15 protein-coding genes and 1 pseudogene are annotated in these 14,685 nt (G+C 64.6%); 5 read left to right on the forward strand and 11 right to left on the reverse strand.

The annotated features are described in order from the left end of the window. The first annotated feature begins 1 nt into the window (after position 1). Together ACZI8R_RS20445 and ACZI8R_RS20450 are read left to right on the forward strand one after the other, a co-directional pair. Entirely contained in the window at positions 2–1,564 is a 1,563-nt protein-coding gene (locus ACZI8R_RS20445) for a dolichyl-phosphate-mannose--protein mannosyltransferase (RefSeq protein WP_463379984.1), read from the forward strand. 48 nt (positions 1,565–1,612) lie between these two features. Next, positions 1,613–3,727, forward strand: coding sequence for an acyltransferase family protein (locus ACZI8R_RS20450; protein ID WP_463379985.1), 2,115 nt, complete (start codon positions 1,613–1,615; stop codon positions 3,725–3,727). 22 nt (positions 3,728–3,749) lie between these two features. Here the strand turns inward: ACZI8R_RS20450 and ACZI8R_RS20455 are convergent, their stop codons facing one another. The 4 genes from ACZI8R_RS20455 to ACZI8R_RS20470 form a co-directional block, all read right to left on the reverse strand. Next, positions 3,750–4,874, reverse strand: a complete 1,125-nt coding sequence (locus ACZI8R_RS20455; RefSeq protein WP_463379986.1) for a serine aminopeptidase domain-containing protein — start codon at positions 4,872–4,874, stop codon at positions 3,750–3,752. A 31-nt stretch (positions 4,875–4,905) separates the two neighbouring features. Continuing rightward, complete coding sequence (locus tag ACZI8R_RS20460; RefSeq protein ID WP_463379987.1) at positions 4,906–6,561, reverse strand: BCCT family transporter; 1,656 nt, start codon at positions 6,559–6,561, stop codon at positions 4,906–4,908. Between the two features lie 83 nt (positions 6,562–6,644). Next, positions 6,645–7,076 carry a DoxX family protein gene (locus tag ACZI8R_RS20465; protein WP_463379988.1) on the reverse strand — a complete coding sequence of 144 codons (432 nt, stop codon included), beginning with the start codon at positions 7,074–7,076 and terminating at the stop codon, positions 6,645–6,647. Between the two features lie 40 nt (positions 7,077–7,116). Further along, positions 7,117–7,479 (reverse strand): GntR family transcriptional regulator, encoded by a 363-nt coding sequence (locus tag ACZI8R_RS20470; RefSeq protein ID WP_463379989.1) that lies wholly within the window; start codon positions 7,477–7,479, stop codon positions 7,117–7,119. A gap of 65 nt (positions 7,480–7,544) precedes the next feature. Between ACZI8R_RS20470 and arsC the strand changes: the two genes are divergently transcribed. Then, a complete protein-coding gene (gene arsC / locus ACZI8R_RS20475) occupies positions 7,545–7,901 on the forward strand; it encodes an arsenate reductase (glutaredoxin) (RefSeq protein ID WP_463379990.1) in 357 nt (118 codons plus the stop codon). A 13-nt stretch (positions 7,902–7,914) separates the two neighbouring features. Here arsC and arcA read toward each other — a convergent pair whose 3' ends face one another. Continuing rightward, positions 7,915–9,132 (reverse strand): arginine deiminase, encoded by a 1,218-nt coding sequence (gene arcA, locus ACZI8R_RS20480; RefSeq protein ID WP_463379991.1) that lies wholly within the window; start codon positions 9,130–9,132, stop codon positions 7,915–7,917. Positions 9,133–9,233: 101 nt separating this feature from the next. Between arcA and soxR the strand changes: the two genes are divergently transcribed. After that, entirely contained in the window at positions 9,234–9,737 is a 504-nt protein-coding gene (gene soxR, locus ACZI8R_RS20485; protein ID WP_463379992.1) for a redox-sensitive transcriptional activator SoxR, read from the forward strand. Positions 9,738–9,752: 15 nt separating this feature from the next. On the opposite strand, the gene ACZI8R_RS20490 is transcribed toward soxR, so the two are convergent. The 3 genes from ACZI8R_RS20490 to ACZI8R_RS20500 all read right to left on the reverse strand — a co-directional run bounded on the left by ACZI8R_RS20490 (position 9,753) and on the right by ACZI8R_RS20500 (position 11,372). Further along, the gene (locus ACZI8R_RS20490; RefSeq protein ID WP_463379993.1) at positions 9,753–10,244 is read right to left on the reverse strand and encodes a DUF2505 domain-containing protein; all 492 of its coding nucleotides are present in this window, start codon (positions 10,242–10,244) and stop codon (positions 9,753–9,755) included. A gap of 24 nt (positions 10,245–10,268) precedes the next feature. Continuing rightward, on the reverse strand, positions 10,269–11,108 hold the full coding sequence (locus ACZI8R_RS20495) for an SDR family oxidoreductase (RefSeq protein ID WP_463379994.1): 840 nt from the start codon (positions 11,106–11,108) through the stop codon (positions 10,269–10,271). Positions 11,109–11,228: 120 nt separating this feature from the next. Beyond that, a complete protein-coding gene (locus tag ACZI8R_RS20500; protein WP_463379995.1) occupies positions 11,229–11,372 on the reverse strand; it encodes a hypothetical protein in 144 nt (47 codons plus the stop codon). 614 nt (positions 11,373–11,986) lie between these two features. Between ACZI8R_RS20500 and ACZI8R_RS20505 the strand changes: the two genes are divergently transcribed. Next, entirely contained in the window at positions 11,987–12,403 is a 417-nt protein-coding gene (locus tag ACZI8R_RS20505; protein WP_463379996.1) for a helix-turn-helix domain-containing protein, read from the forward strand. A gap of 14 nt (positions 12,404–12,417) precedes the next feature. Here the strand turns inward: ACZI8R_RS20505 and ACZI8R_RS20510 are convergent, their stop codons facing one another. The 3 genes and pseudogenes from ACZI8R_RS20510 to ACZI8R_RS20520 all read right to left on the reverse strand — a co-directional run. Then, positions 12,418–13,407: a hypothetical protein gene (locus tag ACZI8R_RS20510; protein ID WP_463379997.1), complete on the reverse strand. Its 990-nt coding sequence runs from the start codon at positions 13,405–13,407 to the stop codon at positions 12,418–12,420. After that, positions 13,404–13,904, reverse strand: a complete 501-nt coding sequence (locus ACZI8R_RS20515; RefSeq protein ID WP_463379998.1) for an ImmA/IrrE family metallo-endopeptidase — start codon at positions 13,902–13,904, stop codon at positions 13,404–13,406. Before ACZI8R_RS20515 ends, ACZI8R_RS20510 begins: the two co-directional genes overlap by 4 nt. 3 nt (positions 13,905–13,907) lie before the next feature. Continuing rightward, positions 13,908–14,685, reverse strand: a pseudogene (locus ACZI8R_RS20520) (hypothetical protein); the annotation flags it as partial.

Here is a 14,685-nt window from a genome sequence, read left to right on the forward strand (position 1 = left end):
GGTGAGCACGCTGACCGACGAGCACCCTGCGCCCTCGGCACAGCCCCCTACGAAGGTCAGTCCTGCACCGTTGGTGCCGGCACCCGACTTCGGACCGACCGACCGTTTTCGCGGTTGGGTCGTCACCCTCTTCCTCACCACGATCGCGGCCGTGACCCGGTTCGTGATGCTCGGCTACCCGACCGATGCCGGCACTCCGATCTTCGACGAAAAGCACTACGCCCCACAGGGTTGGCAGGTCTTGACCGGTGGGGTGTGGCTCGAGGACAACCCGGGTTACGGCCTGGTGGTGCACCCGCCTGTCGGTAAACAACTGATCGCGATGGGCGAGGCGATCTTCGGGTACAACGGCTGGGGTTGGCGTTTCGCTTCCGCCGTGGCCGGAACGATCATCGTGCTTCTCGTCATTCGAATCGTCCGGCGTCTGAGCCGCTCCACTCTCATCGGTGGCTTCGCGGGCATCCTCGTCATCGCCGACGGTGTGATCTTCGTGTCCTCGCGGGTGGGGATGCTGGACATCTTCCTGGCCCTGTTCGCGGTCGCCGCCTTCGGCTGCCTCGTCGTCGACCGCGATCAGACCCGCGAACGCATGGCGCGGGTGTACGAGGAGGGCCGCATCCACGTCACCGAGTGGGGGCCGCGCCTCGGAGTGCGCTGGTGGCGGTTCGGCGCGGGAATCATGCTGGGCCTGGCCTGCGGAACCAAGTGGTCAGGTGTCTACTTCATCGCGTTCTTCGGTCTCCTGTGCGTGGCGTTCGACGTGTCGACTCGCCGGGCGTACGGCGTCTCACGTCCGTGGCTGGGCACCGCGGTCCGCGACATCGGCCCCGCTCTCTACGGGTTGGTGGTCGTTCCTCTGCTCGTCTATCTGGGGACCTACTGGGCCTGGTTCGCGAGCGAGACCGGGGTGAACCGACATGTCGTGGGTACGGAGGTCGGTTCGGGCGGGCCGTGGTCCTTCGTTCCCAGTGCCCTCCGGTCGCTCTGGTACTACAGCGGCAACGTTCTCGAGTTCCACTCCGGCCTGACCAATTCGGCCGGCAATCATCACCCCTGGGAGTCGAAGCCGTGGACGTGGCCCATGGGGCTTCGCCCGATGCTCTATTACTTCGCCGACGGCGGGAACGTCTCGGGCTGCAGCGCACAGTCGTGTGTGAAGGCGATCATGCTGATCGGCACCCCGGCGATGTGGTGGCTGGCGCTGCCTGTCCTCGCGTGGGCACTGTGGAAAGCACTGGTCCGACGCGACTGGCGGTTCGGTGCGGTTCTCGTGGGGTACGGCGCGGCGTTCCTGCCGTGGTTGGTCACGCTCGATCGCCAGATGTACTACTTCTACGCAGTGGCATTGGCGCCGTTCCTGGTAATGGCGATAGCGTTGACCCTCGGCGACATTCTGGGAAGCGCGCGAGCATCGTTCGAGCGACGCGGAACGGGTTTGTTGGTGGTGTGCCTGTACGTGGGGCTCGTGGTGGCCAATTTCGTGTGGTTGTGGCCGATCCTCACGGCCATCCCGATCACCCCGGAGACATGGCAGAACCAGCTGTGGTTACCCAGCTGGCGTTGACGAGGAGAGCCGACAGCGTCGGAACGCAATACGTACGGAACGGAACTTGTGAGACCCGATCGATCGACTACGAGCGGGGACACGACTCTCTTCTCACCTGACGACCGTGGCGCGGCCACGTCCACTCCGTATCGCTACGACCTCGACGGGTTGCGCGGTGTCGCGATCGCTCTGGTCGTCGTCTATCACGTCTGGTTCGGCCGGGTGTCCGGTGGCGTGGACGTCTTCCTCGTACTGTCCGGCTTCTTCTTCACCGGAATGCTGCTGCGACGGGCAGAGTCCGAATCGGGCCCTTCCATTCCCACCGTCGTACGGCGCACGGTAAGGCGCCTGTTCCCGGCCCTGATCATCGTGTTGGCTGCCACCACGCTCGCCACCGCGATCCAGAGACCGTTCACGCAGTGGTCTGCCCTCGCAGATCAGGTCATCTCGTCGATACTCCACATCCAGAACTGGGAGTTGGCGCGTACCTCCGCCGACTATCAGGCAGCTGACGCATCGGTCAGCCCGATGCAGCACCTGTGGTCCATGTCGGTGCAGGTGCAGTACTACCTGCTCGCCCTCGCGCTCGTTGCCGGTGTCGCGTGGTGGTGCCGCCGTACCAATCGCCGTCAGCTCGTACGGCCGATCATCGGCGCCGTGATCGTGGTCGGACTTGTCTCGTCCTTCCTGTACGCGGCCGTCCGCTCGCAGGAACACCAGATGTGGACGTATTACGACTCGTTCGCACGTCTGTGGGAATTGCTCGCCGGCGCAGGACTGGCACTGGTGATCCACCGTGTCGTCCTACCGAGGCCGATCAAGGTGGCCCTTGCCGTAGCCGGGATCGTCGTGGTCGTCGGGGTCGGGTTCGTGGTGGACGGTGGTTCGTCGTACCCCGGTCCCGCCGCACTGATTCCGGTGGGCGCCACCCTGGCGATGATCCTCGCGGGTACGGGTTCCACAGACGCCCACAGCGACCGCCCGGGCATCGTCCAGACCCTTGCCACCCGCCCGTTCGTCGAACTGGGTGCCATCGCGTACTCGCTGTACCTGTGGCATTGGCCGCTCCTCATCTTCTACCTCACCTGGCGCGAGCGCCCCGCAGTCGGTGCGGTGGGCGGACTTACCGTGGTCTGCGTGTCACTGGTTCTCGCCTGGATCACGTATCGGGTGGTCGAGCTACCGATGTCCGGGAAAGGCGATGCAGGGTCGCTCCCCCGGTTCCAGGTCCGCACCATCGTCGCGGCGATCTGCATTCTCGGGGTGGCCATCGTCGGCGCGACCGGGGCATGGAAGTGGTACCTCGCGCAGAATCCCGAGACCACCGCCCGAGTGGGCGACCTCGACCCCTGGCTGTACCCGGGCGCCGCCACGCTCACCGACGGCACCTTCGCGCCCAGCGCGGACATGCGTCCGACAGTGCTCGAAGCCGAACACGACGTTCCGCAGCCGACCACCGATCTGTGCATAACGGATCTCATGAGCACCGACGTCATCGAGTGCACGTACGGCGACCCGGAAGCCGACACCACAATCGCCGTCGTCGGCAGCTCACACGCCGAGCACTGGATTCCCGCGCTGGACATGATCGGCAAGGACCGCGGAATCAAGATCAAGACCCTGCTCAAGATGGGCTGCCCGGTCACGGTGAATCCAGTGCCCATGCTCCACGACACCGAGTACCCGGGGTGCGGGCAATGGTCCACCGAAATCCTGGACCGACTCAGCGCCGAGCGCCCCGATTGGGTGTTCTCGACCGCCTCACGTCCCAACGAGAACGGGGCGGGCGACGTCACCCCGGACGACTATCTCGGAGTGTGGCAGCGTCTCGGCGCGATGGGGATTCCGTTGCTGGGTATCCGCGACACCCCTTGGCTGCACGAGGACGGCTCTCCCTATGGCGCCCCGGACTGCCTGGCCGATGGCGGCGACGCCGACTCCTGCGGGGTGCCACGGGACTACGTACTGGACCCGGTCGATCCGGTCTCTACCGCCGCAGCGGCCTTTCCACTCGTACACCCGATCGACATGAGCGACGCCGTGTGCGACGCGGTCATATGTCGAGCCGTCCAAGGCAATGTGCTCGTGTACCACGACTCGCATCACCTGTCGGCGACCTACACCCGAACGCTGGCTCCCGAACTCGACCGCAAGATCGGTGCAGCCACCCGATTGTGGTGACACTGTGTGGCGACTGTCCGGATCAACGTTCGAGCAGCCCGTCCGCCCACGTGTTCAGGGTGCCGGTGAATTCGAACGACAGCGGCAGCGGCGCCACCGAGTCGAACTGCGTGGGCGGCACCGGGCCGAGCTCGCCGAGACCGTGATTGGACGTCGTCAGATGGACGAAGTCGAGGTCGGTGTGTTCGAGCTTCGTTCGAAGCCCTTCGACCTGTTCGCAGCTGACGTTCAGGTCCTTGTCCGAGCAACTCAGCAGGGTGTGCGAGGAACCGGGTAGCTGCGCGGCAAGTTCTCGCGGATCGTATTGGTCGGCCTCGCTGAAGAACCGGGCCGTTGCGGCCGACACCCCGACCTCGGGAAGCAGCGGATGCAGATCGTCGGGAACGACGCCTTTGGTGCGCATCGAGTCGATGGCTTCTTCGAGACTGGACCGCACCTTGTCACCCTCGGCCGGCTCCATCTGCCCCGCCGCGACAGTTCTGTCGACGTAGGCGTGCACCTGAGCCCGAATCAGATCGAGGTACCGCATTGCGAGCGGTTGCAACAGCCCGAGTCCGCCTACGGCCTCCGGGTTCCGCTCGCTCACGGCAAGGGCTGTCAACGACCCCTCACTGTGTCCGAGGATCGCGGTGCGCTGCGGATCGGTTCCGCTCAGCTTCTTCAGCTCCGCCAACGCCGAACTCGCGTTCTCGATCTGCTGCTCGAAGCCGTAGTCGGTCATAGCCTGCTCGGGCGGGCCGTCCGTTCCGGTGATGCCGGTTCCGTACTTGTCGAATCGAAGTGTCGCAATACCCTTGGCAGCCAGCGCATCTGCCAGCCGAGCAATCGTCTCGGCGCGGTACTCCTGACCGGCGGCGCCGTTGCGATCGATGGGACCGCTCCCCGGCAGCAGAAGCGCCGAGGCGGCCGGCGGCGCAGCAGTTGGACCTGCGGGTCCGCGGTAGGTGCCGTGAAAAGTGTGGCCGCCCGACTCGAAGGAGATGTCGTTGTCGACCATCGCTTGCGCGCTCGGCTGACCAGGGAATCCGGGTAGCCCAGGAACGGACAGTGGGTCTGCGGCCGAGACCGCGGCCCCGCTGGTGAGCCCCACGGAGCCGAAAAGGATGGCTGACGACAAACCGGCGAGAACGCGCGTGAAAGTGGACATCGTCAGCCATCCTACGACGGCTCGACCGGACCTACCGGCGAGTGGGTGCCTTCTCTCGGCTCTTCTCCCGACGCTGTTTTGCGGCCATCCGCCTGAGTTCGCGGCGCATCGCGCGGGCATCGAGCATGAGCGGGTCACGTGAGAGGTCCTTGTACAGCGCCACACACAACCCGATCATCACGAACACGAACGGCGCCGCCGCAATGATCGTCATGGTTTGCAGCCCGTCCAGGGCGTCCGAACCACCGGTCCAGAGGATGAGCGCGGCGACCCCACCGGTGAGGGCACCCCAGAACACGACCACCCAACGTCGCGGCTCCAGCGTTCCGCGCTGGGACAGCGAACCCATCACCATCGATGCGGCATCCGCACCGGACACGAAGAAGATCGCGACCAGGGCCATCACGAGAACAGTGGTGATTCCGGCGAGCGGCAGGTTGTCGAGCATCCCGAACAGCTGCGCTTCCTCGGTGCCACGCGATGCAAGGTCGATGCCGTCTCGCTGGTCACCGATTCCGGCGCCACCGAAGATGGCGAACCACACGAGGCTCACCGTGCTGGGAACAGCGATCACGCCGATGATGAACTGGCGAATGGTGCGTCCCTTGCTGATACGTGCCAGGAACATGCCGACGAACGGGGTCCACGACACCCACCAAGCCCAGTAGAAGATCGTCCACGAGGAGAGCCAGGTGCTCGTCTCCGGATTCGAGGAGGCGCCGGTGCGCGCCGACATCTGCGCGAGGTCGGCGACATAAGCGCCGATGGTCGTGGGGATCAGGTTCAGTATCAGCACCGTGGGCCCGAGGACGAACACGAAGACGGCGAGAACCAGGGCCAACACCATGTTGATGTTCGAGAGCCACTGGATGCCCTTCGCGACACCCGACACGGCGGACGCCACGAACGCGAGCGTCAGGACCGCAACGACGGCGACCAGGAGAAAGGTGCTGACCTCGCCCATCCAGCCGACGACCTCGACACCCGAACCGATCTGCAGCGCACCGAGCCCCAGCGAGGCCGCGGTACCGAAGAGGGTCGCGAAGATCGCGAGAATGTCGATGATCTTGCCGATCGGGCCTTCTGCACGGCGGCCGAGCAGAGGAATGAACGCCGAGCTGAAGAGCTGCTTGCGGCCCTTGCGGTACGAGCCGTATGCGATCGACAGGCCCACCACCGCGTACATGGCCCACGGATGCAGGCTCCAGTGGAACATCGTCGTGGCCATTGCGGCGCTGACGCCCCCTTCGGACCCGGGAGGCGGGTTGACGAAGTGCGCAAGCGGCTCGGACAGTCCGAAGAACATCAGTCCGATGCCCATGCCGGCGCTGAACATCATCGCGATCCAGCTCACGGTCCGGAACTCGGGCTTCTCGCCATCTTTGCCCAGTGGGATCGTGCCGAACCGGCTGAGCGCGAGCCAGATGGAGAAGAGAACGAATCCGGTCGCCGAAAGTACGAACAACCAACCGAGGTCGGTGACGATCCAGTCCAGCATCGACCCGGTCGTCGAGTTCAGATTATCGGGAGCGACGAGGCCCCAGACCACGATTGCGAGTACGGCGACCGCCGCTACAGAGAAGACCACGTAGTCGGTACGGATACCGACCGGGGTGAAACTGCTGCGCGCAGACCCCGATCCGTCGTCCGCGGTATCGCGGTCCGAAGTGTCAGTGTTCATCGCCATGGTGTTTCACATTCCTCGAGTTCGTTCGCAAAAGCAAGCTAGGACGTGACTCGTCACCGGATCGCGACCCATCACACACCCCTCTACTCTGCAGTTCTGCCCCATCCCGAGCCCCTCCCGATCAATCCGTCGATTCCCAGACGACCGGCACCCGATACCGCGAGCAACAACGCACCCGCACCCAGTGCCACCACCAGTTCGTAGCCTCCTTCGGTGACGAAGACGCCCTTGTCGACGTGAACGATCAGGAACGCACCCAGCATGTCGAGGAACAGGAGGAAGCCGGCGATCGATGTCAGCAGGCCGGCGATCAACGCCACACCTCCGCCCAGTTCGATCGCGGCCGCGGCGATGGCGCTCACGTTCGGCATCGGCACGTTCATGTCACGAAACGAGGCCTGGGTGGCGCTCACCCCGTAGTCGAAGAACTTCTGCCACCCGTGAGCCACGAAAACGACTCCGATTCCGATTCTGGCGATGAGAATCGCAATATCGCGAAACAGTGTGGATGCCACCGGAGTCCTTTCTGTCGAATCGTCAGTCCGCTCCCTGCCGTCAGTCCGCTCCCCTGAGGGCGGAGCGAACGAACCCAAGTACATCTTCGTCCGAGATTCCCAGATTTCGCAGTTCTTGGACATATTGAGTCGCGGCGCGTTCCGCATGTGTTCTCGTGGGGTCCCCACCCGCCGCGATGAACGTCCCCTGTTTGCCGTGCGTCTCGATGACGCCCTCGCGGCCCAATTCTCGGTAGGCCTTCGCGACCGTGTTCGGAGCGAGGCTCAATGTGGACGCCAACGCTCGCACCGTCGGGATCTTCGTTCCGGCAATCAACTCACCGGACCGAACCTGCTCGATGATCTGCAATCGGACCTGATCGAACGGGGCAACGCTCGAATTCTGATCGATCGTCAGGTGCACGGTCCCTCCCTTCCGTCACGCTTCTGCGTCAACGCTAAGCGAAGAGGGGGGTCGGGACGTGCACAATGACGGGCATGGCCAAGAACGCGACGATCTACCACAACCAGCGCTGCAACACTTCCCGCACCGTTCTTCGACTGATCGAAGAGGCGGGCATCGAACCGACCGTGGTGAAATACCTCGAGACGCCACCGTCACGTGACGGCTTGCGCAAGCTTCTGGACGACGCCGGTCTTCAACCGAGCCAGGCGATTCGCACACGTGAATCCGTGTACAAGGACCTCGGCCTCGCCGACGCCACCGAGGATCAGTTGTTGGAGGCCATGGTCGACAACCCGATCCTCATCGAACGGCCGATCGTGGTGACCGACAAGGGCACCGTGCTGGCGCGCCCGGCGGAGAAGGTCGAAGAAATCCTCTGACCACGTAGGCCGGTCAGACCGGATCGCGGGCGACCGGGCACGACATGCAACGCGGCCCGCCGCGGCCCGACCCCAGTTCGGAGCCCGCGATCCGCAACACCTCGATGCCCGACGCCTCCAGCCGGGCATTGGTTTCCACGTTCCTCTCGTACGCAACGACCACGCCGGGCGCCAATGCCAGCGTGTTGTTGCCGTCATCCCACTGCTCACGCTCGGCAGTCACGTTGTCGAGGCCCGTGTCGATGACCCGGAGCTTTCCGATACCCATCGCGTCGGCTGCGGCCTCGAGAAACGGATCCGCCCCGCTGATGCTCACGCCCGTGTCCTCACGGCGGATCGTGAATGCGGACAGTGTGTCCTGGATCGCCGGATACATCACCACCGCATCGACATCGACCATCGTGCACACGGTGTCCAGGTGCATCGATGCACGCTCTTGCTCGATGGGAACGACGAGCACGGTGTGCGCCAACTCGTCCTCGAACACGCTCCGAGCCAGCGCCTCCGCTCCTGCGGGTGTGGTCCGTTCGCCGACACCGACCGCGACCACACCGGGCGCGAGCAGCACCACATCGCCGCCCTCGACCGGCGCGGTGTGCGATTCGTAGGCACGTCGAACACCGCGAAAGGTGGGGTGATGGGCGTAGATCAGGTCGGTCAGCGACGTCTCGCGAGCGCGTGCGGGCAGCGCCAACGACGTGATCGCCACCCTCGGTCCGATCCAGAACGACGAGTCTCGTGTGAAGAGCAGATTGGGCAGTGGATCGATGACGAAGTCGCCGCCGTGGTGCATGCGCCTGACCAGCGACGAGGAGCTGGCGTCCACGGGCAGTTCGTCGAAAGTCATTCCGGCGGTGAGGATCGTGGACAGCTCTGCGGCGGGGACGGCGCGCAGGTGCGAGGTGAGTTCGTGCGCCAAGGTGTGTCCGAGCTTTCGCGGGTCGACCGCAGCGCCGATCCCCTGCATGCGTGCCGCCCCGCTCGCGGTCAACGCCTCGGTGAGCAGATCGGACAGCAACATCACCTCCACCCCGCGGCCACGTAGGAGATCCGCGAACGCATCGTGTTCCTCCTGCGCGCGATCGACCCACGGAAGCCCGTCGAACAGCAACTGATCGTTGTTGCGTGGAGTGAGTCGCTTGAGCTCGTCCCCCGGCCTGTGCAGCAACACGCCCCGGAGCGTGCCCACCTCGGAATTCGCCCCCATCGCGGCCGATCCCGTTGCGTTCATGTCTCGACGGTAATGCGCGGAGGGCGTTCGGTCACCACGTACGCGGTTCGACACGACAGGACCTCGAGTATGGTTCGGGTATCCGAGTGGGAGGTGCGTACATGGAGATGCCCGAGTGGTCGGCGAAAGAACTCACGCCCGGCCAGTTGTCGGAACGCAGCGGAGTCGCGGTGTCCGCACTGCACTTCTACGAGCGCGAAGGTTTGATCTCGAGCCGACGAACGAGCGGCAATCAGCGCCGATACCGACGGGACACACTGCGACGCGTCGCGTTCGTTCGCATTTCTCAACGGGTCGGGATCCCCCTCGCCGAGATCAGGCACGCATTGTCGACGCTGCCGGAGGGACGCACACCCAACCGGAAGGACTGGGCACGATTGTCCGCCGAGTGGCACTCGGAGCTCGACGACCGGATCGAGCAGTTGGTACGTCTGCGCGACAACCTCACGGGCTGCATCGGTTGCGGATGTCTGTCACTGAGCAGCTGCACGATCGTGAACAGTCACGACAAACTCGGAGCCGCCGGACCGGGCGCCCGCAATCTGGACGTAGAGCTACGGGACGAACCTCACCGAGTGAGGCTGTCACAGGAGCTCACCGAGTGAGGCTGTCACAGGAGCTCACTGAGTGAGCCAGGCGTGAATCTCGCCGCCGTCGCGTTCGACCATCTGCATCACCATCTGTTTCGCCAGTGACTCGATCTGCCCGCCGACGAGGCGGATCTTGACGGTGACGGCCCCCTCGACGTCGATCACCGAGCCGGCATCGGCGCCGCGGAGTACGAACGTTCCCTCGATGGTCAAGGGAAGCGCCGTAGTGCTCCCACCGAAGCGCCCCGCGGCCCGGCCGGCCGCGAGTGGACCCCAGGAATCGTTGCGTTCGATCTTCATCGGACCGCGCACGACGGCCCGCACCACGGCAGGAAACTTCTCGGGGTCCGTCGTTTCGGTCACCGAGACGGACAACGCGCCCGGGCCCGAGGACTCGATCCGAGTCTGCGCGGTCTCGCTCTCACGCAACCGGTACTGCCAGTAGGCCTCGTCCGTGAGTGCCGCGTGCACAGCCTCGACGTCGTGATCCAGTTCGATGGTGGTGGTGAAACGCTTCGGCATACGGCGACGCTACCGGAAGTCGGCCTAGAGGAACTTGCTGAACTGGTCGTTCGCCTTCTGCATGACGAACTCGTACGGTGGCGCGAATTTACGTGCCCACCAGTAACCGAAGCGAATGTCGTTGGACGTGTAGACCATGTAGCGGTTCTTCGAGATTCCGGCGAGAATGCTGTTCGCGACCTTGGTGGGTGACACGGCGCGCTTCTCGAAGCGGTGCACGAACTTGTTCACGCGAGGATCCTCGCGGTCGATGCCCGCGATCTCGACGGTTCCCACCAACGGTGTCTTGACCGCGCCGGGAACGACGAGGCTGACCCCGATCCCGTGCCGCTTCAGGTCGAACCGGAGCACCTCGGAAACGCCGCGCAGGCCGAACTTGCTGGCGCTGTACGCAGCATGCCACGGAAGAGCGAGGATTCCCGCGGCAGAGGACACGTTGACCAGGTGTCCACCGCGGCCGGCACGAACCATCGGCGGGACGAAGTTCTCGATGATGTGAATCGGACCCATGAGATTGACGTCGACCATCGATTTCCAGTGGCGATGCTCGAGGTTCTCCACCGTCCCCCACGCCGAGATGCCTGCGACATTCATCACCACGTCCATGCTGCCGAACTGGCCGTGCACGTCGGTCGCGAACCGAGTGACCTCGTCGAAGTCCGACACATCGAACGCTCGCGAGAAGCTCACCGTCCCGCCGTTCGCACCGACCTCTGCGACCGTCTCCGCGAGCCCGACCTCGTTCACATCCGTAAGGAACAGTTCTGCGCCTGCGGCCGCCGCAGCGAGGGCAGTGGCATGCCCGATTCCGCTGCCGGCGCCAGTGATCAGAGCCTTCTTACCGTCCAACGTCTTGATCGCCATCGTCTCTCCGAACCCCGTCGCCGCAGATCGCCCTTGCGCCCGGCAGTCTACGCACGCTCGGTCGCGACGGGACGGAACAGAGACTTCGTCAGAGCCTCGAGCAGTCGGCCCGATTCACGGTCACAACCGCTGCCCCATCTCCTCCTGATACTTCCGAATCGATTCCTCGATCGTCGTGACGGCCCCTTGGTCGTCGTGCTTCTTCGCATAGTCGGCTCGGTCCCGCAGGGTCCTGATCGCCCTGCGCAACTCGGCGTCACTCATTCTGTGTTCCATATCACAATGATGGCCGAGAGTGACGCATCAAGCCACCCCTTCGGCTCACCCATCGAGACCTCCGTCCCCCACGACAGGAGGCCCGACGCCATACGGAATTCCACAACCTCGCACCGACCGCCGGCCGATCGATACACATCGTCGGAATCGAGCGACCCGTTACCCCTTCATCCTTACCAACGAGTAAGCTGCACAGGACCGAGGGGGCATCGAGCGACGTTTTGTAAGTTGCATTACGCAACGCAACGCGCGGGCCTGATCAGGACAGATGTCCAACTTTTGGTATACGGACTCCAGAGTTGAAGTGACGTAGTTAACTTTTGGCAATCCCGAGTGAGATTGGTCGCACACCCCACTGGAGCGCGACGAATCCCGGCTGTCGGAACATGAAATTCTCGCTCGGTCCACGTGTGCGCCACCGAGTTCAATGGGGAGCAATTGCGCCGAAGTATCAATCGCTGAACAGACCCCGTGCACCACTCGTCGACAACCGGGACGACTGTCGGTTTCAGACATTTCACGAGCTACTGACCGGTTATTTGGATGGTAGGGTTTTCAACACATTCCAGATGCGCCAACGAGAGAGGACCACGGCGGCTCACATGGCTGATTTTGCCGAGCGGTTGAACAAGCTCTTCGACACGGTCCATCCTCCAGGCCGCAAGCCTCACACCAATGCAGAGGTCGCGTCGGCACTAATAGGCGATGGGCACCAGATTTCGAAGCCGTACATATCGCAACTTCGATCCGGTCAACGCACCAACCCCTCCGACGAGACCGTCGCCGCATTTGCGCGCTTCTTCAAGGTCAAGGCGGACTACTTCTTCAACGACATCTACGCGGCCAAGATCGATCACGATCTGGAACTGCTCTCCCAACTCCAGGGGTACGGGCTTCGCAAGCTGTCGAGCCGCGCGTTCGATCTGTCGGAAGAATCCCAGAGCCTTCTGACCACCATGGCCGAGAAGCTGCGGTCGAGCGAGGGACTCCCCGAAGTTCCGCCCGACGCATCGCGCTAGTTCTCCAGCGTCGTTCAGGCCGTCCGGGCCACCGTCTTCCGGCCACCCGTGTTGTACTCGTCCGCGATCTGCAACGCCCAGCGGCGGGGCGAACAACCTTCCGGCGGAGCAATCCATCGAGTGTCGATCACCGCACTACCCTCTGGGTCCCGAACCCATTTCGCCACCACTCGGGCGTGATCGCGTGACGACGTCGGAGGATCCTCGCGAGTCGCGAACAGACCCGCACCGGCCTGCACGTACATGGCGTCCATGACCTGCGCGACAGAATCGGATGCTCGCAGCACCGTCGTTCCGGCGCCACCGACACCGTCGATCACCTCGGGGAACCGCTCGATCAGCGTGTCGTGCATCGGTCGCAGGCGGCGTAGATCCATTCGGGCCCGCACCCACATCTCGGCCAGAACCCAGACGGAACCGATCGAGATCAACAGGGCCGCCCCCGCATACACGGCCGCCGAGTGCAATCGCTGATCGTGATTGCCCGACAGCTCCCCCGCCAGGGCGACCACTACGGAGATCCACAGCAGTGCAGCGCCCCCGACGATGAGTGCGATTCCGCGCCCCAATGGCGCCCAGGCAACATGCATGAGTCCGGTGCCGACGACAGTCGCCAGCGTCACCGTCATGAATACGAACGCCGGTATCACCAGGTCGAGGCACGCAGCGACGCCGACCACGACCGCCGTCCCGTAGGTCAGCAAGGCCATCGGTCGCATCCAGCGCCGAGACACCGACGGCCACACTGCAATTGCTCCCACGGCGCCGCCGGCGGAACAGAAGAGCCACGACAGCAGGGCCACGGTGCGCGGGAGATCGGAACCGGGCGCGATCTCCGCCACGACAGACGACACCTGTGGAATCACCACCGTCGACGCCACTGCTGCGCTCACCACCGACACCACCATCGCGTTGCGCAGTGAAGTGGGGTGGCGCGCGAGCACACGTCCGATGCGTGCGCCGGCGGCGATCCACACCACCAATGCCACAAACCAGGCAATCACCCGATCGCCTCGTCGTATCGGAGAACTGACACCGGTGCGCCTCGTCCCTTCAATGTCGTCAATCGCATCATCATCATCGAAGCAAAAGTCTCGGCTTCCCATTCGGCGATGTCGTCGGGAACCGAATCCTCGGCCTTCCGCAGCGACCGCTGACTCAGCATGTATGCGATCAGGTCGTCGCTCGCCTCCAAGGTTGCTTCCGCTGCTTCTGCACCTTCGTGCCGAAAGACCACGTGGCCCAGTTCGTGGGCAAGTGTTCGGTCGGTGTCGGGCAGGTTGGGCGCCAACACGATGACGTCGCGATCCGGGTAGGCACGCCGCTGGCCACACACGCCCACAGCGAGATCCTCGGAGTACTCGAGCTCGATTGCGCGCTGGCGTTGATGGGCCACGGACTCCACCACGTCGACGAGCGTGACGGCCTCAGCTGCCACGGCAGCGTCGAGGACTGCGTCGACCGCAGCTGCAACGCGTCGATGAGATCTCCTCGATGACACGACTCACGCACCTCCCATCGATGTAGGTGCCAGGAATTCTGCGCGTGCCGCCGCGAGCCTCGCCTGTTGTGCGCGGGCACCACGGAAGCTCGCAGCACCTGCGCCGGCCGCACAGACGAACAACACGCCGACTCCACCGAGTGTGGCAGCAACCGGCAACGGCTCGGTGTGGACCACCGGCATCGCCGCGGGATTGTCCGGCGGACTCGTGGCGGCGGAGGCGCTCTCCGCGGGCGGAGCAGGAGCGGGCGGAGCAGGAGCGGGCGGAGCAGGAGCGGGCGGAGCAGGAGCGGGCGCTGCCGGAGCCGGAGCCGCCGGTGGTGCTGCAGCTACCGGTGGTGGTGCCGAAGGACCCTGCGCTGCAGGACCGCCGGGCGATGCGGGTGCTGCCGGGGCCGGAGCACCCGGAGGAGGCGCGCCGGTTCCACCACCCGGCCCGGCGGGAGGCGGCGGGGGCGCGCCACCGCCACCAGGAGCCGACGGAAGCTCCGCCGGCTCGTCGGAAAAGTCGCTCGGATCCGAATCACTGTCCGCAGGCGGAAGCGGCACTCCCGGAGCGGACGGCTTGTCGTCCGGTTCCGGGATATGCGGGATGTCGGGGGCCTGAGGCGTCGGCTTGTCCGGGGCATCTGGCTTGTCCGGACGATCAGGGCGATCAGGCTTGTCCGGACGATCAGGCTTGTCCGGACGATCAGGCTTGTCGGGCCGATCAGGTTTGTCCGGCCGGTCAGGGCGATCCGGCCGGTCAGGGCGATCCGGCCGGTCAGGGCGATCCGGCCGG

It is taken from the genome of Rhodococcus huquni (assembly GCF_055231055.1).